Annotated in this window: 17 protein-coding genes and 1 other RNA gene; 8 read left to right on the forward strand and 10 right to left on the reverse strand. The window is 67.4% G+C overall.

Translation table 11 applies throughout. From position 1 onward, the window contains the following. Position 1: 1 nt before the first annotated feature. The 7 genes from mraY to mraZ are packed head-to-tail and all read right to left on the reverse strand — an operon-like array spanning position 2 to position 7,503. Positions 2-1,087, reverse strand: a complete 1,086-nt coding sequence (mraY, locus tag AC5P7U_RS12220; protein ID WP_004154219.1) for a phospho-N-acetylmuramoyl-pentapeptide-transferase — start codon at positions 1,085-1,087, stop codon at positions 2-4. Next, on the reverse strand, positions 1,077-2,471 hold the full coding sequence (locus AC5P7U_RS12225; protein ID WP_197563828.1) for a UDP-N-acetylmuramoyl-tripeptide--D-alanyl-D-alanine ligase: 1,395 nt from the start codon (positions 2,469-2,471) through the stop codon (positions 1,077-1,079). Before AC5P7U_RS12225 ends, mraY begins: the two co-directional genes overlap by 11 nt. Continuing rightward, the gene (locus tag AC5P7U_RS12230) at positions 2,468-3,976 is read right to left on the reverse strand and encodes a UDP-N-acetylmuramoyl-L-alanyl-D-glutamate--2,6-diaminopimelate ligase (protein ID WP_312560099.1); all 1,509 of its coding nucleotides are present in this window, start codon (positions 3,974-3,976) and stop codon (positions 2,468-2,470) included. Before AC5P7U_RS12230 ends, AC5P7U_RS12225 begins: the two co-directional genes overlap by 4 nt. Next, the gene (locus AC5P7U_RS12235; RefSeq protein ID WP_004154216.1) at positions 3,973-5,817 is read right to left on the reverse strand and encodes a peptidoglycan D,D-transpeptidase FtsI family protein; all 1,845 of its coding nucleotides are present in this window, start codon (positions 5,815-5,817) and stop codon (positions 3,973-3,975) included. The genes AC5P7U_RS12230 and AC5P7U_RS12235 overlap by 4 nt, the downstream gene beginning before the upstream one ends. After that, the gene (gene ftsL, locus AC5P7U_RS12240) at positions 5,814-6,077 is read right to left on the reverse strand and encodes a cell division protein FtsL (RefSeq protein ID WP_005412242.1); all 264 of its coding nucleotides are present in this window, start codon (positions 6,075-6,077) and stop codon (positions 5,814-5,816) included. The genes AC5P7U_RS12235 and ftsL overlap by 4 nt, the downstream gene beginning before the upstream one ends. After that, positions 6,074-7,042: a 16S rRNA (cytosine(1402)-N(4))-methyltransferase RsmH gene (rsmH, locus tag AC5P7U_RS12245; protein ID WP_495221152.1), complete on the reverse strand. Its 969-nt coding sequence runs from the start codon at positions 7,040-7,042 to the stop codon at positions 6,074-6,076. The genes ftsL and rsmH overlap by 4 nt, the downstream gene beginning before the upstream one ends. 14 nt (positions 7,043-7,056) lie before the next feature. Further along, positions 7,057-7,503 (reverse strand): division/cell wall cluster transcriptional repressor MraZ, encoded by a 447-nt coding sequence (gene mraZ / locus AC5P7U_RS12250; RefSeq protein ID WP_004143635.1) that lies wholly within the window; start codon positions 7,501-7,503, stop codon positions 7,057-7,059. A 323-nt stretch (positions 7,504-7,826) separates the two neighbouring features. Between mraZ and AC5P7U_RS12255 the strand changes: the two genes are divergently transcribed. Together AC5P7U_RS12255 and AC5P7U_RS12260 are read left to right on the forward strand one after the other, a co-directional pair. After that, entirely contained in the window at positions 7,827-8,579 is a 753-nt protein-coding gene (locus AC5P7U_RS12255; RefSeq protein ID WP_308308412.1) for an NRDE family protein, read from the forward strand. A 101-nt stretch (positions 8,580-8,680) separates the two neighbouring features. After that, the gene (locus AC5P7U_RS12260) at positions 8,681-9,160 is read left to right on the forward strand and encodes a DM13 domain-containing protein (protein ID WP_312560098.1); all 480 of its coding nucleotides are present in this window, start codon (positions 8,681-8,683) and stop codon (positions 9,158-9,160) included. A gap of 75 nt (positions 9,161-9,235) precedes the next feature. On the opposite strand, the gene rnpB is transcribed toward AC5P7U_RS12260, so the two are convergent. Then, an RNA gene (rnpB, locus tag AC5P7U_RS12265) (RNase P RNA component class A) lies at positions 9,236-9,587 on the reverse strand. A gap of 161 nt (positions 9,588-9,748) precedes the next feature. Between rnpB and AC5P7U_RS12270 the strand changes: the two genes are divergently transcribed. Next, on the forward strand, positions 9,749-10,351 hold the full coding sequence (locus AC5P7U_RS12270) for a type IV toxin-antitoxin system AbiEi family antitoxin domain-containing protein (protein WP_271260874.1): 603 nt from the start codon (positions 9,749-9,751) through the stop codon (positions 10,349-10,351). After that, on the forward strand, positions 10,348-11,223 hold the full coding sequence (locus AC5P7U_RS12275) for a nucleotidyl transferase AbiEii/AbiGii toxin family protein (protein ID WP_495221153.1): 876 nt from the start codon (positions 10,348-10,350) through the stop codon (positions 11,221-11,223). The genes AC5P7U_RS12270 and AC5P7U_RS12275 overlap by 4 nt, the downstream gene beginning before the upstream one ends. Before the next feature lie 153 nt (positions 11,224-11,376). Here AC5P7U_RS12275 and rsmI read toward each other — a convergent pair whose 3' ends face one another. Beyond that, positions 11,377-12,195, reverse strand: a complete 819-nt coding sequence (rsmI, locus tag AC5P7U_RS12280; RefSeq protein WP_049458141.1) for a 16S rRNA (cytidine(1402)-2'-O)-methyltransferase — start codon at positions 12,193-12,195, stop codon at positions 11,377-11,379. 81 nt (positions 12,196-12,276) lie between these two features. Here rsmI and AC5P7U_RS12285 point away from each other — a divergent pair, with 81 nt between their 5' ends. The 3 genes from AC5P7U_RS12285 to AC5P7U_RS12295 all read left to right on the forward strand — a co-directional run bounded on the left by AC5P7U_RS12285 (position 12,277) and on the right by AC5P7U_RS12295 (position 16,046). Further along, entirely contained in the window at positions 12,277-13,998 is a 1,722-nt protein-coding gene (locus AC5P7U_RS12285) for a penicillin-binding protein activator (RefSeq protein ID WP_312560097.1), read from the forward strand. Then, positions 13,988-14,356, forward strand: coding sequence for a YraN family protein (locus tag AC5P7U_RS12290; protein ID WP_197563832.1), 369 nt, complete (start codon positions 13,988-13,990; stop codon positions 14,354-14,356). Before AC5P7U_RS12285 ends, AC5P7U_RS12290 begins: the two co-directional genes overlap by 11 nt. Positions 14,357-14,660: 304 nt before the next feature. Further along, a complete protein-coding gene (locus tag AC5P7U_RS12295) occupies positions 14,661-16,046 on the forward strand; it encodes an FAD-binding oxidoreductase (protein ID WP_197563833.1) in 1,386 nt (461 codons plus the stop codon). Between the two features lie 183 nt (positions 16,047-16,229). Here the strand turns inward: AC5P7U_RS12295 and AC5P7U_RS12300 are convergent, their stop codons facing one another. Next, positions 16,230-19,499: an autotransporter family protein gene (locus AC5P7U_RS12300; RefSeq protein ID WP_495221155.1), complete on the reverse strand. Its 3,270-nt coding sequence runs from the start codon at positions 19,497-19,499 to the stop codon at positions 16,230-16,232. 315 nt (positions 19,500-19,814) lie between these two features. Between AC5P7U_RS12300 and AC5P7U_RS12305 the strand changes: the two genes are divergently transcribed. Beyond that, a complete protein-coding gene (locus AC5P7U_RS12305) occupies positions 19,815-22,235 on the forward strand; it encodes an autotransporter family protein (RefSeq protein ID WP_495221156.1) in 2,421 nt (806 codons plus the stop codon). The last annotated feature ends 325 nt before the right edge of the window (positions 22,236-22,560 follow it).

Genomic DNA, 22,560 nt, shown 5'->3' on the forward strand with positions numbered 1-22,560 from the left:
CTCAGCGCACCTTCAACGTGGCCAGGCCGATCAGTACGAGCACGACGGAGATGATCCAGAAGCGCACGATCACGCGCGGCTCGGGCCAGCCCTTCAGTTCGAAATGGTGGTGGATCGGCGCCATGCGGAACACGCGCTTGCCGGTCAGCTTGAACGAGGCGACCTGGATCATCACCGACAGCGTTTCGATCACGAACACGCCGCCCATGATCACCAGCACCAGTTCCTGGCGGGTGATCACTGCGATCGTGCCCAGCACCGCGCCCAGCGCCAGCGCGCCGATGTCGCCCATGAAGACCATGGCCGGATAGGTGTTGAACCACAGGAAGCCCAGGCCCGCGCCCGCGATGGCCGCGCAGATGATGACCAGCTCACCGGCGCCAGGAATCTGCGGGATCTGCAGGTAGTTGGCGAACACCACGTTGCCCGAGGCATAGGCGAACACGCCCAGCGCGCAGGCCACCAGCACGGTCGGCATGATCGCCAGGCCGTCCAGGCCGTCGGTCAGGTTCACCGCGTTGGAGAAGCCGACGATCCAGAAGTAGGCGATGGCCACGAAGCCGATGCCGGCCAGCGGCAGCGCCACCGACTTGAACATCGGGATGTAGAAGGTCAGCGCGGCCGGCACGTCGGCCGTATAGAACAGGAACAGGCCCGCAGCCAGGCCGAAGATCGACTGCAGCAGGTACTTCCAGCGCGACTTCAGGCCGTTCGGGTCGCGACGGACGATCTTGATCCAGTCGTCATACCAGCCGATGGCGCCGAAGCACAGCATCACCGCCAGCACCAGCCACACGTAGCGGTTGCGCAGGTCGGCCCACATCAGCACCGACAGGGTGATGGTGAGCAGGATCAGCGAACCGCCCATGGTCGGCGTGCCGGCCTTGGAGAAATGGGTCTGCGGACCGTCCTTGCGGATCGGCTGGCCGCCCTTGAACTGGGCAAGCTTGCGGATCATCGCCGGGCCGAGCCACAGCGACAGGAACAGGGCCGTCAGCGCGGCAAGGATGGCGCGGAACGTCTGGTAGTTGAACAGCCCGAACAGGCTCTCCAACTGCTGCAACCATCGAGCCAGTTCATACAACATGCGGGGATTCCTCTCCTTGCGCCAGCAGCGCTTTGACAATCGTGTCCATGGCGCTGCCACGGGAACCCTTGACCAGGCAGCGCACGCCGGGGTGCAGCTCGTCCTTCAGCGCCTGCGACAGCGCGTCATGGGTGGTGAAGTGACGGCCGCCCTCGCCGAAGGCGGCGGCAGCGGCGGCGCTGAGCGGACCCAGCGCGTACAGGCGCTTGAGACCGGAAGCACGTGCACGCAGCCCGGCCTGCGCATGCAGCGCCTCGGCATCCGGGCCCAGCTCGCGCATGTCGCCCAGCACCAGCCAGCCCTCTTCCGGGGCAGCGGCCAGGGCATCGATGGCGGCGGCCAGTGAACCGGGGTTGGCGTTGTAGCTGTCATCCACCAGCACCGCGCCATTGCGCAGCTGGTGGGCGATCTGGCGGCCCGGCACCGGCTGCGCCTCGGCCAGACCAGCCGCGATCAGCGCCAGGTCGACACCGGCAGCCAGCGCCAGGCTGGCCGCGGCCAGCGCATTGCTGACGTTGTGGCGGCCCGGCAGGCCCAGCACCACGCGGGCTTCGCCCATCGGCGAAACCAGGGTGAACTGGCTGCCCTGGGCACCGGCACGGATGTCGCGCGCGGTGATGTCCGCGGTGTGCTCCAGGCCGTAGCGCAGCACGCGGCAGCGCGCCGGCGTGCCGACGAAATGCTGTTCGAACCAGCGGCCGTAGGCATCGTCGACGTTGATCACCGCCACGCCATCGGCCGGCAGCGCCGCGTAGATAGCGCCCTTGGTGACGGCCACGCCGAGCAGGCTGCCCATCCGCTCCAGATGGGCCGGTGCGATGTTGTTGACCAGTGCGTAGCGCGGGCGGGCGATATCGGTCAGGTAGGCGATGTCGCCCGGCTTGCCGGCGCCCATCTCGTAGACGGCGTAGTCGGCATCTTCCGGCGCGTCGATCACTGCCAGCGGCAGGCCGATCTCGTTGTTGCGGTTGCCCGGGTTGGCGTAGACCACTTTATGCGCGTGCTGCGCCACCTGCTGCAGGATCGACAGCAGCAGGCTCTTCACGCTGGTCTTGCCATTGCTGCCGGTAATCGCGAACACCTCGGTGTCGCGGTCGCGCTGCATGCCGGTGGCGATCTTCGCCAGCGCCAGCTCGCTGTCGGCCACCAGCACCTGCGGCAGCTCGATCGGCAGCAGGCGCTCGACCAGCAGCGCACTGGCGCCGCGCACCTGCGCATCGGTGGCGAAATCATGGCCGTCGAAACGCTCACCGCGCAGTGCCACGTACAGGCTGCCCGGGCCGAGGCTGCGGGTGTCATTGCTGACCGCATCGATGGCCACGTCGTCGCCATGGATCTCACCGCCGGCCCAGTGCGCGATCAGCGAAAGCAGGGTGCGCTTCATGCGATGCCCTCCCCGGCCTGCGCGGCCAACACGCCAGCCTTGGCAGCCAACGCAGCGGCAGCCACTTCGGTGTCGTCGAAGTCATGGCGAACGCCATTGACCTCCTGGTACGGCTCGTGGCCCTTGCCGGCGATCAGGATGATGTCGCCGGCACCGGCACGCTTCACCGCCAGGCCGATCGCGCGCGCGCGGCTGCGCTGCACGGTCACGGCATCGGCATTCTGGAAGCCGGCCAGGATGTCGGCCACGATCACGTCGCCGTCCTCGCCACGCGGGTTGTCGTCGGTGACGATGACCTGGTTGGCCAGGCGCTCGGCAATGGCGGCCATCTGCGGGCGCTTGCCGGTGTCACGTTCGCCACCGCAGCCGAACACGCAGAACAGCGCGCCGTGCAGGTGGCCGTGCAGGCTGTCCAGCGCCTGTTCCAGTGCGTCCGGGGTATGCGCGTAATCCACCACCACGGTCGGCAGGCCGTCTTCGCCGCCCAAGCGGTTCATGCGGCCACGGATCGGCTGCAGCGCCGACAGCACTTCGGCGATGCGCGGCAGCGGCTGGCCCTGCGCGTACAGGGTGCCGGCCACGGCCAGCAGGTTGTCCACGTTGAAGCGGCCCAGCAGCGGCGACTGCACCGCGGCACGCTGGCCATCAATGACCAGTTCGAAGGCGATGCCACGGCCGTCCAGCTGCAGCGCTTCGGCGCGCACGCTGGCGTCGGTGGCACCGCGCGAGCTCAGGCCGATCGGCTGCACGCCCGCCGGCAGGCCAGCGAACAGCTGGCGACCGAACGCATCATCCAGGTTGACCACTGCCGCCTTCAGGCCCGGGCGATGGAACAGCCGCGCCTTGGCCGCGCCGTAGCTGGCCATGTCGCCGTGGTAGTCCAGATGGTCGCGGGTGAGGTTGGTGAACACCGCCACGTCATAGTGCACGGCATCCACGCGGCCCTGGTCCAGCGCATGCGAGCTGACTTCCATCGCCACCGCACGTGCACCGGCATCGCGCAGCTGCGCCAGCAGCGCATGCATCTGCAGCACCAGCGGCGTGGTGAAGCCGGTCGGTTCGACCGCACCATAAAGTCCGGCACCCAGCGTGCCGATACTGCCACTGGGCGTACCGAGCAGGTGCCAAGCCTGGGCCAGCAGCTGCACGGTGGAGGTCTTGCCGTTGGTGCCGGTCACGCCGACCATCGCCATCGCCCGCGACGGCGCGCCATGGAACTGGTCGGCCATCGCACCCATGCGCGCGCGCAGGCCCGGCACGGCGATCGCATCGGCCGGTGCCGGCAGCTCGGCAGGCGCCGGCGGCTCGAACAGGATGGCGCTGGCACCGGCCGCGCGGGCCTGCTCGACAAAGCCCAGGCCATGCGCGCCGAACCCGGCGATGGCAACGAAGGCATTACCGGGGCGCACGGCGCGGCTGTCCAGCACCAGGCCGGTCAGAACGGGGTCATGGCCCGCCAGGGCCACGTCCGGAAGCAACTGCGAAAGCAACATCGAAGGACTCATTGCGTGCCTCCCGTAGCGGGCGGCGTCTGGGCATGCGCGCTCGGCAGCGCAGCATCGAATTCAGCGGCGGCATCCACCGGCAGTGCGGCTTCGGCCGGCGGCGCAGGCAGGATCGAGGCCGAATGGCCGACCTTGCCGGACTGCTGCGCGGCCAGCCACGACTGCAGGTCGTCCAGCGGCACGTCCATCAGGCGCAGGGTGCCTTCCATCACGTTGTGATAGACCGGCGCCGACACCAGGCCGCCGTAGAACTTGCCGGCCTGCGGGTCGTTGATGACGATGACGGTGGCGAAACGCGGGTTGGTGGCCGGCACCACGCCGGCGAACAGCGCGTTGTAGTGGCCGCGCTCGTAACCGCCGGGGCCGGCCTTGCGCGCGGTACCGGTCTTGCCAGCCACGCGGTAGCCCAGCACCGCCGCCTGCTTGGCGCCGCCCTGGGTCACCACCGTTTCCATCATCGCCACCACCTGCTTGGCGACGTTCTCGTCGATGATCTGCTGGCCTTCGTTGCGCTGGCCCTTGACGAAGGTCGGCGCGATCAGGCGACCGCCGTTGGCCAGCGCCGAGTAGGCCGTGGCGATCTGCAGCGGGGTGACGTTCAGGCCGTAGCCGTAGGACATGGTGGTCTTGGTGGTGCCCGACCAGCGCGCCGGGCGCAGCACCACGCCGCCGGATTCACCCGGGAAACCGCTGTGCGGCACCGAGCCGTAACCGAAGCGGCGCACGCCGTCGTAGAACACCTGGTCCGGCATCTTCGCCGCGACCTTGGCCGCACCCACGTTCGAACTGCGGGTGATCACGCCGGTCACGTTCAGCACGCCGTTGTTGCGCGGCACGTCGCGGATGGTGAAGCGGCCCAGGGTCATGTAACCCGGGTTGGTGTCGATGATGGTGTCCTTGGTCACCGCACCGGCCTGCAGCGCAGTGGCGATGGTCAGCGGCTTCATCGTCGAACCCGGCTCGACCAGGTCGGTCACCGCACGGTTGCGGCGCGCATCGGGCAGCGCGCCGGTCAGCGAATTCGGGTTGTAGGTCGGCAGGTTGACCATGGCCAGGATCTCGCCGGTGGTCACGTCCATGATCACCATCGAACCGCCGGCTGCCTTGTTGGCCACCAGCGCGTTGCGCAGCTCCTTGAAGGCCAGGTACTGGATGCGGCGGTCGATGCTGAGGGTCAGGTCCTTGCCCGGTTCGGCGGCGCGCAGCAGATCGCTCTCGACGGTCTCGCCCTTGCGGTTGCGGATCACCCGCTTGGCGCCGGCCTTGCCGCGCAGCCATTCGTCGAACGCCAGCTCCAGGCCTTCCTGGCCGCGGTCGTCGATGTTGGTGAAGCCCAGCACGTGCGCCATCGCCTCACCCTGCGGGTAGAAGCGGCGGAACTCGCGCTGCGCGGCCACGCCCGGAATCTTCAGCGCGACCACCTTCTCTGCTTCGTCCGGATTGATCCGGCGGCGCAGGTACATGAATTCCTTGTCCGACTTCTGCGACAGGCGGCTGCTCAGCTCATCCACCGACATGCCGACCGCCTGGGCCAGCTCGGGGATGCGCTCGGGCGAACGCAGCAGGTCCTGCGGGTTGACCCAGATCGAGGCAACCGGCGTGGACACCGCCAGCGGCTCGCCGTTGCGGTCGGTGATCATGCCGCGCGAGGTCTTGATCGGCAGCTCGCGCAGATAGCGGGCCTCGCCCTGGCGCTGGTAGAAGTCGCTGTTGATGATCTGCACGTAGGCCGCGCGGCCGACCAGCGACACCGAGCACAGGCCCAGCGCCAGCGCGACCCAGCGCAGGCGCTGGCGCAGGTTGAAGGCGTTGCGCGGGCGGTTGCGGCCGGTCTTGCTCATGGCCGCACCACCACGATGTCGGCGGCCTCGGGGAACTTCATGCCGAGCTTTTCGCGGGCGATGCGATCGACACGGTTGGCTTCGGCCAGGGTGGCCTGTTCCAGCTGCAGGCGGCCGAACTCCAGGTTGATGTCATCGCGCTTGCGCTCGGCGCGCGACAGCTCGATGAACGTCTGCCGGTGACGGTGACGCACGAACACGACGCCGATCGCCGAGGCCACGGTCGAGGCCAACAGGATGATCAGCAGCAGCCGGCTCATGCATCGGCCTCCCGCTTCTGGGCCACGCGCAGCACGGCACTGCGGGCACGCGGGTTGGCCGCCAGCTCTTCGTCGGTGGCCTTGATGGCGCCGCCGATCAGGTCCAGGGTCGGCACGAACACCTCCGCCTCGGGCAGGCGGCGGTTGGCCGGCGGCGCCTTGGCCAGGCGGTTCATGTACTGCTTGACGATGCGGTCTTCCAGCGAATGGAAGCTGATGATCGCCAGGCGGCCACCGGGCTTGAGCCGTTCCACTGCCGCATCGAGCCCGGCTTCCAGATCGGCCAGCTCGCGGTTGATGTGGATGCGGATGGCCTGGAAGCTGCGCGTGGCCGGGTGGATCTTGTCCTTTCCACGTGGCATCACCGAGGCGATCAGCTCGGCCAGTTCGGCGGTGCGGGTGAACGGCTGCTTCTCGCGGCGGGCCACGATGGCACGCGCGATGCGGCGGCTCTGGCGCTCTTCGCCGTAGGTCCACAGCACATCGGCGATCTCGCGGTCTTCGACGCGGTTGATCCACTGCGCGGCGCTTTCGCCGCTGTCCGGGTCCATGCGCATGTCCAGCGGGCCGTCCTTGCCGAAGCTGAAACCACGCTCGGCCACGTCCAGCTGCGGCGACGACACGCCCAGGTCGAACAGCACGCCGTCCAGGCCGTCGGCCGTCGCATCCCACTGCAGCAGCTGGGCGAAGCTGCCACGGAAGATGGACACGCGCGGGTCCGGCGCGAAATCGCGCTCGGCAACGGCGATGGCTTCCGGATCCTTGTCCATGACCAGCAGGCGCCCCTCGGGACCCAACTGGGTGAGCACGCCACGTGCATGACCGCCACGACCGAACGTGCCATCCAGATAACGTCCGTTTTCGATCACCCTCAGGCCTTCAAGGACCTGGGTGTACAGGACCGGCAGGTGCACCGCCGGCGACTGCGACACCGGAAGGTGACCGGCCTGCGCTTCTGGGCGCATCCGGGCACCCCGGCTCACAACTTCAGGTCGAGCAACCCATCACCCAGATCCTCGTCAGACAACGTCTGCTGGATCAGGGCCCGATGCGCCTGCTCGCTCCACAATTCGAACTTGTCGCCCATACCGAGCAATACCGCCTTCTTCTCAATGCCCACCGCACCGCGGTGGCTGGCGGGGATGCTGATGCGACCGTTGCCGTCCAGCTCCAGATGGGCGGCCGAGCCGACCAGCTTCTGCTGCAACAGGCGCACGACGCGCTGGGTGTTGGGCTTGGACATCACATCGTCGCGGACCCGCTCCCATTCCGACTCCGCGTACAGCCACAGGCAGCCGGCTTCGAACGGGTTGTAGGTCAGTACGAGACGGTTGTTGCTGGCGCGCGCGACGAGGTCGCGGTAAGCGGTGGGAACCGCCATGCGCCCTTTATCGTCAACTGTGATGGCCGTCTCGCCCTGGAACACGACGCGTGCACCTATCCTTCGCCCGGTGAAACATTGAACCACGAAAACCCACAAAACACCCGGATTTCCCTCTGATGCCCACCTTAGCAGCGGGCCGAGGGTTGTCAACAACTTTTCAGCAGGGAAATCGCCAGCCGCATCAATGGCTTGCAACAACCTTTAGAGAATTGTTCAAGGCTTATCCACAAGTTGCTGATCCGTCTCAATTTTTGAGATTGAACGGAAGTTCAGGGGTGTGGAAAGGGCGTGAAACATCGGCCGCGCATTCATCCAGAGCGGGCCAAAAACGGCGCCGGACTGCGCAAACCGTGCACAATGACGCCATGTGCCTGCTCGCTCTTGGCTGGATGCACCACCCGCGCTGGCGGCTGGTGATGACCGGCAACCGTGATGAGTTCCACGCCCGCCCGACGGCGGCGCTGGCCCCCTGGCAAGATGAGACCTCCGTCATCGGCGGGCGCGACCTGCGCTCCGGTGGCGGCTGGGCCGGGGTGGGTGCCTCGGGCCGGATGGCGGTGGTCACCAATGTCCGCGATCCGCTGGCCGCCCAGACCGGTCCGTCGCGCGGCGCGCTGGTGGCTGACTTCCTGCGCGGCCGCGACCCGGCGGCCGTGCACATCGACCGCCTGGCGGCCGTGGCCGGCGCCTATGCCCCGTTCAACCTGCTGCTGGCCGACGGCAACAGCCTGGAGTACCTGGGCAACCACCCGGCCGAGCGCCAGACCCTCGGCCCCGGTGTACACGGCATGTCCAACGGTGCATTGGACGCCCCCTGGCCCAAGACCCGGCGGCTAATGGCGGCACTGTCGGCCTGGCTGCAGTCCGGCGATGGCGAGCTGGCCCCGCTGTGGACCGCGCTGGCCGACGAACATCGCCCCGCCGACGGCGAGCTGCCCGATACCGGCATCGGCCTGGAACGCGAACGCTGGCTGAGCCCGGCCTTCATCCGCGGCGACGACTACGGCACCCGCGCCAGCACCGTGCTGCTGATCGATGCCGACGGCCACGGCGAGATCCACGAGCGCCGCTTCGGTCCGCAGGGCGTCGCACTCGGCCAGAGCCGCGTCGCCTTCTGACCCTGTACCCGTTTTCTGTGTCTATAAATGTCTAGCTGCACGCCACACGATGACTGGGCGCGGTCCTGCCGCGCACCCGACCGATCCACAGGGAGTCTTCGATGCGCCGTGTTCTTGTTCTTGCTGCCACCCACCTGCTTACCCTCGGCCTCGGCTTTGGCCTGGGCGTCTACCTGCTGCCGATCCTGATCGCCCCCGACGATCCGCCCGCCGCGCAGGTGCAGGACGCCATGGGCAAGGCCGCCTACCACACCACCTTCCGGCGCGACCTCAAGGGCAGCGATGCGGTGCACTGGGCCGAAGGCAAGGTCAGCGTCAGCCCCACCCAGGTGGCCTTCGACGGAAAGATGGGGCCGGGGCCGGACTACAAGGTCTACCTGGTGCACGGCTTCGTCGACAACAAGGCCGACTTCCTGAAGGTCAAGGCACAGTCCCGGCGCATCGGCGAGGTGAAGACCTTCAGCCGTTTCCTGGTCGATGTCCCTGATGACGTCAACGTGGACGACTACACCACGGTCGTGGTGTGGTGCGAGCGCTTCTCGCAGTTCATTTCCGCCGGGCAGTACCGCACGCCGGGCTGACGACGGCATGGCGCCCTGGTAGTGCCGGCCGCTGGCCGGCATTGCCGAGGCGCGGTGTGCGCCGATGAAGAAAGGAGGCGGAGCCGGCCGATAAGCCGGGTTCTGTCGTGGACAGTCATTCCTCTAGGCGTTACGTCACCGCAACGCTCAAGCAACCTACCCGGATCCAACGCGGGCCGCGCCAAAGGATCCCTATTTGGTCTTGCTCCAGGTGGGGTTTGCCGTGCCGGTCTGTTGCCAGACTCGCGGTGCGCTCTTACCGCACCATTTCACCCTTACCGGCCTTCCGAAGAAGACGTAGGCGGTATCTTTCTGTTGCACTTTCCGTCGGCTTTCGCCGCCCAGGCGTTACCTGGCACCTTGCCCTATGGAGCCCGGACTTTCCTCGGCACCCCCGAAGGGATGACGCGACTGTCTGGCCGGCTCCGCCAGCGCGCATTCTAGCGCAAATGCCAACACCACCGCGCGCCACCCTTCCGATTCAACTGCCTGGGCGCTTCGGTCCGCACGATCCACCCGCAACAGACGGTGATGTTCCATTTTGTCGGTTGATATTCAAAACTACCAACATTATGGAACAATGCCAACATGACCGCTGCCGAGGCCAAGGCCCGAAAACTGCTGCGGCGTGCAGGCAGCCTGCGCGCCCGCGAACTGGTCGCCGCAGGCATCGCCCGCGTCCAGCTGTCCCGTCTGGTCGAGGCCGGCGCGCTGATCCGGTTGTCGCGCGGCGTCTACGCGCTGCCGGGCAGCAACAACGGCGAGGCCGATGAAGGGCTGCGGATCATTGCCGAGCGCATGCCGAAGGTCCGCCTCTGCCTGTTGAGCGCCCTGCGTCTGCATGGCCTGACCACCCAGGCACCGTTTGAACTGTGGGTGGCCATCGGCAACAGCGACCGCCCGCCCCGGATCGACTGGCCGCCGCTACGCGTGGTGCGCATGTCGGCAACGACACTCCAGGCGGGGCTGGAAGAGCGCCGCGTAGGCGCACGCCGCATATACGTCAGCAACGTTGCGAAAACCGTCGCCGACTGCTTCAAATTCCGCAATCTGGTGGGTCTCGATGTCGCTATCGAGGCCCTGCGTGACGCGCTTGGCAACCGCGCCACCACCCCGGATGCGTTGATGAAATATGCACGGCTCTCCCGCGTTGCCAGACTGATGAGACCGTATCTCGATGCCCTGGCGTGACCCCCTCTTCCCTGCTTCCTCTTCCCCACCGCGTGGCCTCGATCCGGCAGCGACTGCTCGATCACGCGCGCACTCGCGGCGACGACTTCCAGTTCGTGCTGGACAGGTTCGCCGTTGAACGTCTGCTCTACCGGCTCTCCACCTCCACGTTCCGCGACCAGTTCCTGCTGAAAGGCGCCATGCTGTTCGCGGCGTGGTTCGATGCGCCGCACCGGCCCACACGGGATGCCGATTTCCTGGGATTCGGAAGCGCTGAGCCACGCCACCTGCTGCACATCACGCGCTCGCTCTGCGCAATGCCTGGTAACGACGGGCTCCGCTTCGATGCAGAGACCATCACCCTCGACGCCACCCGCGAAGAGGCGGCATACGAGGGCCTGCGCATGCGCCTGGTAGCCTATCTGGGCCGTGCACGCTGCCATGTGCAGTGGGACATCGGGTTTGGCGACGCGGTGATCACCCCACCGCCGGAAATCATCTATCCGGTCATGCTGGATGAACTTCCCGCCCCCTGCCTGCGCGTCTATCCGCGCGAAACGGTGTTCGCCGAGAAGCTGGAGGCCATTGCCGCGCTGGGTATTGCCAACAGCAGGATGAAGGACTTCTTCGACCTGCTGGCACTGGTACGTGAGGACGCCATGGATCGCGCCAGCCTCGGAGCCGCCATAGAGGCGACGTTTGATCGACGCGGCACCCCTGCGCCGCCACCTCCACCCTATGGGCTGACCCAGGCATTCGCCGCAGATACCCAGAAGCAGGCTCAGTGGCGCGCGTTCCTGCGCAGGAACCGCCTGCCCGCACCAGACCTTTCCACGGTGCTGACCGAGATTGCCGACTATCTGGACACCCTCGACACAGCGGTAAAGCCCTGACGCCGCAAGGCCCGGCGCTATCGGTTCCGCCCGGGTGGGTGCAGACCTGGGCGCGACCCGTTCATCCACGCATGGCGTGGATCTACCGATGCCGCTGCTCCGGTGGGTGCGGATTCTGCCCTGGTGGGTGCGGACCTTGGTCCGCACGATCCATCAACTGCCGTACAACGCCTTGCGCGGTGCACCGGTCAGTTCGGCGGCCAGCTTGGCGGCCGTCGACGGCGGCAGGTGTTCGCTCAGCGTGGCGTAGACGCGGCGGCCATGCGCCAGCTGCGCCTCCTCATCATCACCAGCGCCCTGCACCATCACCACGAACTCGCCCTTGCGCTGGTTCTCGTCGCCTTCCACCTTCGCCAGCAGACCCGCCAGGTCGCCATCCAGCACGGTCTCGAACAGCTTGGTCAGCTCGCGCGCCAGCACCGCCGGGCGCTCGCCGCCGAAGATCGCGGCCATGTCGGCCAGCGACTCGGCGATGCGGTGCGAGGATTCGTAGAACACCATCGTGCGCACTTCACCGGCCAGCAGCTGCAGGCGGTCACGGCGGCCGCTGGCCTTGGCCGGCAGGAAGCCCTCGAAGCTGAAGCGGTCGCTGGGCAACCCGGCCACGCTCAGCGCGGCGATGGCGGCGCAGGCGCCTGGAATCGGGCTGACCTTGATGCCGGCCGCGCGCGCGGCACGCACCAGGCGGAAACCGGGGTCGCTGACCAGCGGGGTGCCGGCATCGCTGACCAGGGCCAGCGATTCACCGGCCTGCAACCGCGACACCAGGCGCTGCGACAGCGCTTCCTCGTTGTGTTCGTGCAGGGCCACCAGCGGCTGCTGGATGCCGAAATGGGACAGCAGCTGGCCGCTGCGGCGGGTGTCCTCGGCACAGATGGCGGCCACCGAACGCAGCACCTCCTGCGCGCGCGGGCTCAGATCGGCCAGGTTGCCGATCGGGGTGGCGACGACGTACAGGGTTGGCACACTCATTTCAGCGGTACTCACGGGGCAAGGGTAGAATCGTAGCGTGTACCCGGCCAAGGCCGCTGCCCTCATCGCATGGACCCGATCATGAACAAGCCCGCCGCACGGATCTCCGCCCTGTCGTTGTCGCTGATGCTGTTGGCCGGCTGTGCCACCACCAGCCTGACCAGCACGCCCGATTCGCCGGCCCAGAGCCAGGCGCTGGCGCTGATCGAACAGGGCAAGCCGCGCGACGCCGCATTGCAGCTGGAAGGCCTGGCCGCCACCCTGCGCGGGGGTGCCCGCAGCAACGCCTTGGCCGACGCGGCCTGGGCCTGGCACCTGGCCGGCGACAGCGCCCGCGCGCGCAGCCTGCTGGGCCAGCTCACCGCCCGCCAGCTGACCGGCGCCAGCCTGCAGCGTTACCAGCTGACCGGTGCCGAGCTGGCGCTGGCCGACAAGCAACCGGCGCAGGCGCTGGCGCTGTTGAAGGATCATTCCGACAGCGTTGCGGTCGGCCTGCGCACCCGCTGGCTGCTGGCACGCGCCCAGGCACTGCAGGGCACCGGTGATGCCTTCGGTGCCGCCGCCGAGCGCGCCCGCGCCCATGCCAGCCTGACCGGCAGCGCCCGCAGCGACAACCAGGCGGCCATCGCCGGCCTGCTCGGCACCCTCGACGATGCCACCCTGCGCAGCCGTGCCGCCGCGTTGCCGGCCAACGACCCGCTGTACAACTTCGCAGGCCGTGCGCTGATCGCGCGCGGCCTGCCGCTGCCGCGCCCATTCGATCGCGATGGCGCGGCCCAGTTCGATACCAGCAAGCGCCCGCCGGCGCTGAGCGATGGCTACCGCCCGCCGGTCAAGCTGGCCGTGCTGCTGCCGCTCAGCGGCCGCCTGGCCACCGCCGCGCAGCCGGTGCGTGATGGCCTGCTGGCCGCCTATTACGGCGAGACCCGCCGCCGCCCGGACATCAACTTCATCGACACCGCCGGCACCCCGGCCGGCGCACTGGCCGCGTATGACAAGGCCGTCGCCTCCGGTGCCGACTTCGTGGTCGGCCCGCTGGGCCGCGACGAAGTGGACGCGGTGTACGGCCGCCAGCAGCTGCAGGTGCCGGTGCTGGCGCTGAACCGCGGCAAGGATGCACCGCCGGCCGGCAGCGCCGGCTTCTCGCTGGCCCCGGAAGACGACGGCATCGTCGCCGCCGAATACCTGCGTGGCCGCGAGCGAGGCAAGGCACTGGTGATCAACAGCGCCGACGACACCGGCCGCCGTGCCGCCGCCGCCTTCGCGCAGCGCTTCGCCCAGCGTGGCGGCCAGGTGGTGGCCACGATCGGCGTGACCGATGCGGTCGGTGATGTGGGCGCGCAGGTGCGCAATGCCGGCCAGGTCGATGCCGTGTTCCTGGCCGTGCGCGCCCCGCAGGCGCGACTGCTGGCGCCGCAGCTGGCACTGGCCGGTGCCGGTGGCGCCACCCGTGTCGGCACTTCGCAGCTGACTGTCGGCAGCGGCAAGGTGGAAGAAGACGTGGCGCTGGACGGCATCGTCTACCCGAACGAAGCCTGGAACGTGCGCAGCGTGTCCGGCCTGCCGTCGTCCAGCCAGGTCGCCAGCACCCTGCCCAGCGCACGCGGTGCGGCCGGCCGCCTGTTCGCCTTCGGCGCCGACGCCTGGAAGATCACTGCCTACCTGGACAAGCTGTCCAACGAAGGCGGCCTGGACGGCGCCACCGGCACGCTGTTCCTGGACAGCAACGGCAACATCCTGCGCCAGCCGGCGTGGTCCACCTTCAATGGCGGCCGGCCGATGCCGATCGTCGGTGGTCGCTGAGCGCAGCCAACGTGGCTCGGCGGTGGAAGCCGCCGCCGAGCAGCATCTGCAACAGGCTGGCCTGCAGCCACGTGCGCGCAACGTGCGCTATCGCGGCGGCGAACTGGACCTGGTGATGGACGACGCCGGCACCGTGGTGTTCGTGGAAGTGCGTTACCGCGCGCGTTCGGACTTCGGTGGCGGCGCCGCGTCGGTGGATGCGCGCAAGTGCCGGCGCCTGGCGCATGCCGCGCAGCTGTACCTGCAGGACCACCCTGCGCTGGCCAGTGCACCTTGCCGCTTCGATGTGGTCGAAGCCAGTGGCGAACCGCCACAGCTGCACTGGCTGCGTGATGCGTTCCGGTTGGACGACTGCTGATGGCAACCCTTCGTTTCGGTAGAGGCCGACCTTGGTCGGCGCCCACATGCTCTGGTAGTGGCCGACCTTGGTCGGCGCTTCTGTGCCAACCAAGGTTGGCACCTACCAAGAGCGCGCAGCCCAGCGGAGGCCGACCCTGGTCGGCGCCCACATGCTCTTGTAGTGGCCGACCTTGGTCGGCGCTTCTGTGCCAACCAAGGTTGGCACCTACCAAAAGCGCGCAACCCGGCGGAGGCCGACCGTGGCCGGCGCCCACCAGGGCGCGTCTCCCCGTTGATACCCCTGTTTCCCCACGAGATCCGTCATGAGTACCGCACTGCCCGCCGCACTGGTTGCCGAACTGTCCGCCCTGCTGGGCGCGGAGGGCTGGCGCATGGACGACAGCGCGCTGGAGGCGAACGCGCAGGACAACTCATGGCGCCACCAGCGCCCAGCGGCGGTGGCGCTGCCCGCCGATGTGGAACAGGTACAGGCGCTGGTGCGTGCCTGCCGCGCGCATGGCATCGCGTTGGTCGCGCGTGGCGCAGGCACCGGCACCACCGGTGCGGCGGTGCCACTGCCGGGCAGCATCGTGCTGTCGTTCACCCGCATGGACCGCATCGTCGAGATCCGCGCCGGTGACCGTTGCGCAGTCGTGCAGCCGGGCGTATTGAACGGCACGCTGCAGCAGGCGTTGGCACCGCACGGCCTGTTCTGGGCGCCGGACCCGTCCAGCGCAGATATCTGCAGCGTGGGCGGCAACCTGGCCTGCAATGCCGGCGGCCCGCGCGCGGTGAAGTACGGCACCAGCCGCGACAACGTGCTGGGCCTGGTGGCGGTCACCGGCACCGGCGAGGTGATCCGCTGCGGCGGCGCCTACACCAAGGATTCCACCGGCTATGACCTCACCCACCTGCTGGTGGGCAGCGAGGGCACGTTGGCACTGATCGTGGAAGCCACCTTGAAGCTGACCCCGCTGCCGGTCAGCCAGGCCGGCCTGCGCGTGCTGTACCGCGATGCCGATGCCGCCGCCGCCGCAGTATCGCGGCTGATGTCGCAGCCGGTGGTGCCCACGCGCCTGGAATTCATGGATGCACGCAGCCTTGAACTGCTGCGGCTCAACGGCGCCGAAGTACCCGAGGCCGGCGCGATGCTGCTGGTCGAAGCCGATGGCGACCACGACACCCTGCCCTACCTGCTGCAGGCACTGGCCAGCGCCGCTGAAGGCGACGGCATGATCGCGCTGGACGTGGCGATGGAAGGCCGCGCGCGCGATCAGCTGTGGGCCGCACGCAAAGCCCTGTCGCCGGCACTGCGCAGTGTCGCCCCGGGCAAGATCAACGAAGACGTGGTGGTACCGGTATCGCGCATTCCCGATCTGGTGGCGGGCGTGCAGGCACTGGCACGTGACTACACGCTCACCATCGTCACCTTCGGCCATGCCGGCAACGGCAACCTGCACGTCAACATCCTGTACCACCCGGACGATGCCGACGAGAACACCCGTGCGCATGCCGCGTTGCCGAAGATCTTCGAACTGACGCTGGCGCTGGGCGGCACGTTGTCGGGCGAGCACGGCATCGGCCTGGCCAAGCGCGATTTCATGGCCAAGGCCTTCAACGCGGAAACGCTGGCAGCGATGCGCGCGATCAAGGCCGCGCTGGACCCGGATGGCATCCTCAACCCCGGCAAGGTGCTGCCGCCGGCGTGAGGACGCGCAACGCTTTCGTAGAGTCGAGCTTGCTCGACTGCCTTTGCGCCAGGCGTAGAGTCGAGCTTGCTCGACTGTTGTCGGCCGCAGTCGAGCAAGCTCGACGCTACGAAGAGCAGCCGCACGCGCGTGGTGGGGTCAGACCCCGTTGCCGTGGCAATGGGCTCTGACCCCGATCCTGCATTACCAGGCCAGGCGCACACCCACCTGCCCGCCCACATCGCGGTAGCCGTGGTCACCGCGCTGCACGTTCAGGCCACCCCACGCCCCCAGGCGCTGGCTGATCTTCAACTCGGCACCGGCCTGCACCTCATAGCGGTTGCGCGGCAGATCGGCCCGCAGCGTTTCACCGCGGAAGTCGATGGCATTGCGGCCACTGCTGCGCAGCCAGTTCACGCCCAGGTACGGCTGCACCAGCGTGCCCATGCCTGCGTGCTGGCCGAACGCGCGCACACCCACGCGTCCGGACAGCCCGCCGGCCGCTGCGCCATCAACCACCGTGCCGTTGCTTTCCACGTGTCGGTCGGCGCTGTAGTCGGTGTAAGTCAGCTGCATCTGCGGCTGCACATACACGTTGCTGGACGCGCCCTGCCAAACGTTGAGGGTGTAACCCGCCTCCAGCGAGCCGCTGCGCATGCGCGAATCGTAGCTTTCCTGCTCCAGCGCAACGCCGTGCACGCGGTTGCTGAAACGCCCGTACTGCAGCTGCGCATCCACGTACGCGCCTTCGCTGCCATCTGCCTGCTGAAGCCAGGTGCCGTACACCCCCACTGCCGTGCCGCGTACGCGACCCTTGGCGCTGTAACCGGTCAGGTCGGAGACCACCGTATTGTCTGCACGGCCGCTGCCCAGCATCACACCCAGTGCGGCATCGCCGCGCCGCCACACATCGGTGCCGATCTGCATCACAGACGTGTTTCCATCCACCGACAGCTGCCCGCCCACCGCGGTGAAATCCGCATTGCTGCGGGCCACGCGCGCCCAGGCGGCACGTTCCTCGCTCATTGCCACTGCGCCCATGCGGTCGCTCAAGCGGTGCGCGAACATGTTCACTGCCGCCGACTGGTTGGCCAGATAGGCACCCGCTTCCGGGCGCAGCACCGGCGGCGGGGTGACCGGATCTACCGGATCTACCGGATCTACCGGATCTACCGGATCTACCGGGTCGATCGGGTCGATGGGATCCACCGGGTCCGGGTCAGGGTCCGGGCCGGGGTCCACCACACAGCCCGGTGCGTTTGGATCCTCTTCGCAGATATCGAACCACTGCGAACGCAGGTACCAGTTGCCATCATTCGGGTCCAGCAGGCCGCCCTTGAACAGGAAGTACTCGTAGGCACCGCCCACGGCGCGGCCGACCAGCGAATAGTCCGCCAGTGACGCACCGTCGATGCGGATCAGCGAAATGCCGTCGAAGGTGGCTGCACCCACGCCGCCGATATTGTTCACCACGATGGACGCATTGCCACTGGCATCGCCGCGCACGTGCAGGCGATCGATGTCCGAAGTGTCACCGGCCAGCGCGCCATTGAACAGGAAGGTGGAGCCTTCGCTGTGCAGATCGCCGTCCACCGTCAACACGTTGAAGCGGCCGCTGCCATCCGACAGGGCCAGCGTGCTGTCGCGCAGTGCAAGTTCCTGCACGGTGGCATTGCCATTGAGTATCCACTGGCTGCCGCCATCCAGTGCCATGCCCTGCACAAGATGGGACGAACCATGCCAGCCCGCGTTGTTGGTCAACTGCACATGCACTTCAGACTGCGGCACCAGGCCGGCGTCTTCGTCCTCGGCGGTGATCACAATGTCGCCGATCATCACCGCGCCACTGTCCAGCTTCACATCAAAGCGCCCGGCCACGGCCGCATCCAGCGCCAGTGCAATGCCATTGCCGCCGGAAACCACTGCGCCATTGGCCAGGGTCAGGCCGGGCTCGCGGCTGCTGCGCATCCAGATGCCACCGTGCTGTTCACTCATCAGTGAACCGCCATCGATGGAGAGCTTGCCATCGTTGTTCACCACCGCCGCCCACGCGCCCTCGCCTTCGGTGCGCACGTGGGTGTTGGTCAGGCTCATCTCGCCCGTACCACCGGCCAGAACACCGTAGGAACTGGCACCGTGCGTCGTTACCCAGCTGTCAGCCAGATTGACGGTAGCACCCTCCCGCGAGATGACACCGATACCGCCCTCGCCGTGGGTCGTGATGACCGCATCCTGCGCGTCCACCACCGGGCGCAGCATGAGCGAACCTTCGGCAAACAAACCATGGCTGTTGTAGCCGCGAGCGGTCAGTTGGCTGGACTGCAGCAACACCCGGCCGCCTCGGGTGTACAACGCGTTGTTCTGCGTGCCGTCACTCACCACGGAGGAGCCACCGCGAAGCGTAAGCGTTGCGTCGTCCATCATGCGGATGCCATCACCTGCAGAGGCCTCGATGTGCGAGCCCTCCAGCAGGGCGTTGGAGCCGCGCTGATTGATATCCAGCCCTACGCTGGTGGCCTTGACCACACTGTTGCGCAGAGTCAACTCGGAGTCCTCGCTCATGAAGATGCCGTAGTGCCCGCTCACCTGCGTGCCATCCAGGGCTACCTTGCCACCGCGGGAGGCAAAGCTGATGGCCGTGCTGTTGCTGCCGGCGGTGTGGATGCTGCCGCCTCGCATGTCCACCTCACCGGCTACGTTCATTCCCGGCCCGGAGCGCGCGTGGTTCAGCTGGATATCCACATTGTCCAGGCTGACGCTGCTGCCCGCCGCAACGCCCACGCCGCTCGATCCCGCACCCGTGCCGTTGATCTGCGAATTGGCCATGCTGACCTTGCCGCCGTTGATGGCCGAAATGCCCTCACCGGCGGCGGTCATTTCAATGCGCACGCGCTCGGCCACGATCTCGCCGCCCGAGGCGTCCAGACCCTTGCTCGACGTGCCCAGCATCTCCACCACGCTGTCGCGCAGTTCGATGCGGCCGGCCTGTGCGCTGACACCCTTTCCCAGGGCGCCATGCATCGTGATGTGGACGTTGGATGCGTCGATCAGGCCACCGTCGGTCAGCAGGCCTGCGCCTTCGCCGGCATGAATGTCGATGCGGGTGCCTTCCAGCTGCGCCTTGCCCCCCGTGCCCACTGAGACGCCGGCAGCACCGTAGCCCTGGGTGGTGATGCTGCCGCCACTCAACATCAGGACACTGCCCCTGCCTTCAACGCGCGCAGCGGTGGCCCTCATGCCCTCGGTATGCAGGTTCACCTCACCCAGCGGAATGATCGAGCCGCCGTTGAGCACATGGAACGCGTGGCCAGCCGGGTTGCCCGGTTCAACCGGATCGGTGGTGCGGTAGTCGCCTGCGGCGGGTGTCTGCTCGTCACCGTCGGCCACGACCTGCTGTGCATGGGCGGGTGCGGCCAGCGCGACGGCCAGGGCGAAGGCCAGCGCGCAGCGGCGGGGGTGCATTGGGTGGGTCATTGCATGTCTCCAGAAAACTACGAAACATGCTGAATGTGCGCATCTGCGGGATGAATCGAATAGGTTGCAACAGCGGGTGCGACCCGTTGTCGCAGTACTGTCCGCGCCCTGAACTACGCCCAGGGCAAAGCACGCTTTGCAACTTATTGCATGGGATGTGGGCAGCCGCAGGCGGACACTGCAGGCCGAAAGAGACATTCCACATCGCCATTAAACAGATGTAATCACATCTGCTTCACATAACAGGCACGTATACACCACCTGCCTGAACAGCTTGGCGATGGCAGTTTCCATTTCAATCGAGAGGAACTTCCGATGATCCGCCGTATGCCCTGCCGTACCCCCTCCCCTTCGCTGCGCCCGCTTGCACGCAGCCTGCTGCTGGCTCTGGCCGCGCTGCCGACTGCTGCTGCCCTTGCCGGCGAGTTGGACGGTACCAACCACACCGTCGTTGCCGGTGACCCATCCGAAGACTGGCGGGTACGCAACGGCGGCGAGCTGACGCTGGCTTCGGGTGCGCAGGCCGGCTACATCCAGGCCGATGAGGATTCGCGTCTGGTGATGGATGGTGCAACCGTCACACGCCCGCTCAGTGGCTCGAACCACTCTGTCCGGATACTGGACGACGCTGTGCTGGAAGCACGCAATACGACCTTCCTGGGCGGCGGCGTTCTCGTCGACGGCGCCAGCGCGTCGGCGCATCTGGTGGACAGCCGCATCTTCGTTTCCACCGCTGATGGCAGTGCGGGGTTCACCACCGGTATCGACATCAGCAGACTGATCGGCATGGGCTCCATCACCAACCCGTCGATCACGATCGAAGGTACGCAGGTGAAGGTCGAAGACGCCAGCGCCCCCTTCCACCCGCTGACCAGTGGCATCGGCGCACGACTGGCGTATGGCCGCATGAGCATCCTCAATGGCTCCCATGTGGAAGGCGCCAACGTAGGCGCATTGATCCTGGGCCTGCTGGGCAGCGAAGGCCCAGGCACCACGCCCCCGCAGTTGCGGATCGACAATTCCACCCTGAAGTCGGGCCGGGGTGCTGCGATCCGCGTTGCGCCGCGCGGTGGAACGTCGGACGCCCAGATCACCGTTGCCAACGGCTCCAACCTGATCGGTGGTGATGGCAACCTGCTGCTGGTGGAGTCCTACGATGGAAGCCAGGCCGCCGGCGCGGCCAACGTCAACTTCACCGTCGACGATTCGCGCCTGGCTGGCAACATCACCCTCGATCAAGCCACCGCCGCCAACAGCAGCCTGGACGTCATCCTGCGCAACAAGGCGCAGATCGATGGACGCTTCACCAACGTCACCTCGGCCGACATCAGCAGCGACAGCACCTGGCTGATGACCGGCGACAGCAACGTCGGCGCTCTTACCCTGGGCAGCACCGGCATCGTTGCGCTGGGCAACGGCAGCACCTTCAACACCCTCAACGTCGATACCTTCACCGGCAACGGCGGCACGCTGCTGTTCAACACCCAGCTGGGCGATGACACCTCGGCCACCGACAAGCTGATCGTGGCCGGCGACACCAGCGGCCAGGCCAACGTGCGTGTGGTCAATGCCGGGGGTGCCGGCGCCAAGACCGACAAGGGCATCGAGCTGATCCGCGTGGGCGGTGCCTCCAACGGCCAGTTCGACCTGCAGGGCCGCGCGGTGGGTGGGCAGTACGAGTACTTCCTGTTCAAGGATGCCGCCAACGGCGGCTGGTACCTGCGCTCGGAACTGGCTACCGTGCCGGACCCGTGCGTGGTCGACCCGACGCTGCCGGAATGCGGGCCGATCATTGACCCGGTCGATCCGGTGGACCCCACCCCGGTGCTACGCCCGGAAACCGGTGCCTACCTGGCCAACCAGTTTGCGGTGGACCAGCTGCTGCGCCACGGTTGGCGTGACCGCCAGGGCGGCAGCTTCAGCGACGACGGCGTGCGTGGTTGGGCGCGTGTGGACAGCAACCAGAGCAAGCTGGGCGCGGTGAATGACCAGCTGGACCTGCGTGTGGACCGCTCGCGCGTGCAGCTGGGTGCCGACATGGGCGTGTTCGACAACGGCCGTGGCCGCCTGGGCGTGATGGCAACGCTGGCGCAGTCCAGCGCTACCTCGCGGTCCGAGCTGACCGGCTACAGCGCCAAGGGCAAGGTGGAAGGCGGTGCGCTGGGCGTGTACGGTAGCTGGAACAGCGATGCCCTGTACGTGGATGCCAGCGTGCAGCGCGGCCAGTTCCGTAACCGCGTGCAGGGCGAAGGCCTGGCCGAAGAACGCTACGATTCGGATATCTGGCAGAGCGCGCTGGAAGCCGGTTACCGCATCGGCATCGGCCAGATCGGCAGCACCGCCGTAAGCCTGCAGCCGGAGCTGCAGCTGATCTACACCAACACCAGCACCGACCGCCACGAAGAAACCAACGGCACCGTGGTGCGTGCGCTGGACAACAACGGCCTGTCCGGCCGCCTGGGCCTGCGCCTGCAGGGCGAAGGCCACAGCACCGCCGGCGCTTCGGTCAGCCCGTACGTGGTGGCCAACTGGTACCGCGATGGCGCCAACAATGGCATCGCCTTCGATGATGAAGTGCTGAAGGCCGGCATTCCGCGCAACCGCTATGAACTCAATGCCGGTGCGCGCGTGCAGTTCCGCAGCGGGCTGAGCGCGTGGGGTGGCTTCGGTGTAATGCGCGGTGACCAGGGTTACCGCGAAGCCACTGCCAACCTGAGCGTGGCTTACAAGTGGTGAAGTAGATGAAGAAGCGGCGCCGGAGAGAGCCGGCGCCGTTTTGCTTTCTGTAGCGTCGAGCCATGCTCGACTACACAGGCTTGCCATCGACACTTGTGCCGATGAACACCCGTCCGCGCCAGGTTCGAGCCGTAGTCATCTCCATCTCCACCAATCGGTCGGGGGTGAGAGGGTACAGGCTCCAGCCGACGCGACAACACCCCGTTGTCGCCTTTGACCTTGAGCGTCGTACATCGGCACTCCTAGACTCACGGCCCGCTGGATGCCCGAGCACCGAATCGAGCACCACAGCACCACTTGGTCCATCTGACCACGCCAGGCTAAA

The organism is Stenotrophomonas sp. YJH_SMC_57 (assembly GCF_059369755.1).

What these genes read in the sequence shown, in the direction of transcription:
- mraY (WP_004154219.1), bottom strand. Translation starts at nt 1,087, where the DNA reads ATGTTGTATGAACTGGCTCGATGGTTGCAGCAGTTGGAGAGCCTGTTC.
- AC5P7U_RS12225 (WP_197563828.1), bottom strand. Translation starts at nt 2,471, where the DNA reads ATGAAGCGCACCCTGCTTTCGCTGATCGCGCACTGGGCCGGCGGTGAG.
- AC5P7U_RS12230 (WP_312560099.1), bottom strand. Translation starts at nt 3,976, where the DNA reads ATGAGTCCTTCGATGTTGCTTTCGCAGTTGCTTCCGGACGTGGCCCTG.
- AC5P7U_RS12235 (WP_004154216.1), bottom strand. Translation starts at nt 5,817, where the DNA reads ATGAGCAAGACCGGCCGCAACCGCCCGCGCAACGCCTTCAACCTGCGC.
- ftsL (WP_005412242.1), bottom strand. Translation starts at nt 6,077, where the DNA reads ATGAGCCGGCTGCTGCTGATCATCCTGTTGGCCTCGACCGTGGCCTCG.
- rsmH (WP_495221152.1), bottom strand. Translation starts at nt 7,042, where the DNA reads ATGCGCCCAGAAGCGCAGGCCGGTCACCTTCCGGTGTCGCAGTCGCCG.
- AC5P7U_RS12255 (WP_308308412.1), top strand. Translation starts at nt 7,827, where the DNA reads ATGTGCCTGCTCGCTCTTGGCTGGATGCACCACCCGCGCTGGCGGCTG.
- AC5P7U_RS12260 (WP_312560098.1), top strand. Translation starts at nt 8,681, where the DNA reads ATGCGCCGTGTTCTTGTTCTTGCTGCCACCCACCTGCTTACCCTCGGC.
- AC5P7U_RS12270 (WP_271260874.1), top strand. Translation starts at nt 9,749, where the DNA reads ATGACCGCTGCCGAGGCCAAGGCCCGAAAACTGCTGCGGCGTGCAGGC.
- rsmI (WP_049458141.1), bottom strand. Translation starts at nt 12,195, where the DNA reads ATGAGTGTGCCAACCCTGTACGTCGTCGCCACCCCGATCGGCAACCTG.
- AC5P7U_RS12285 (WP_312560097.1), top strand. Translation starts at nt 12,277, where the DNA reads ATGAACAAGCCCGCCGCACGGATCTCCGCCCTGTCGTTGTCGCTGATG.
- AC5P7U_RS12295 (WP_197563833.1), top strand. Translation starts at nt 14,661, where the DNA reads ATGAGTACCGCACTGCCCGCCGCACTGGTTGCCGAACTGTCCGCCCTG.
- AC5P7U_RS12300 (WP_495221155.1), bottom strand. Translation starts at nt 19,499, where the DNA reads ATGACCCACCCAATGCACCCCCGCCGCTGCGCGCTGGCCTTCGCCCTG.
- AC5P7U_RS12305 (WP_495221156.1), top strand. Translation starts at nt 19,815, where the DNA reads ATGATCCGCCGTATGCCCTGCCGTACCCCCTCCCCTTCGCTGCGCCCG.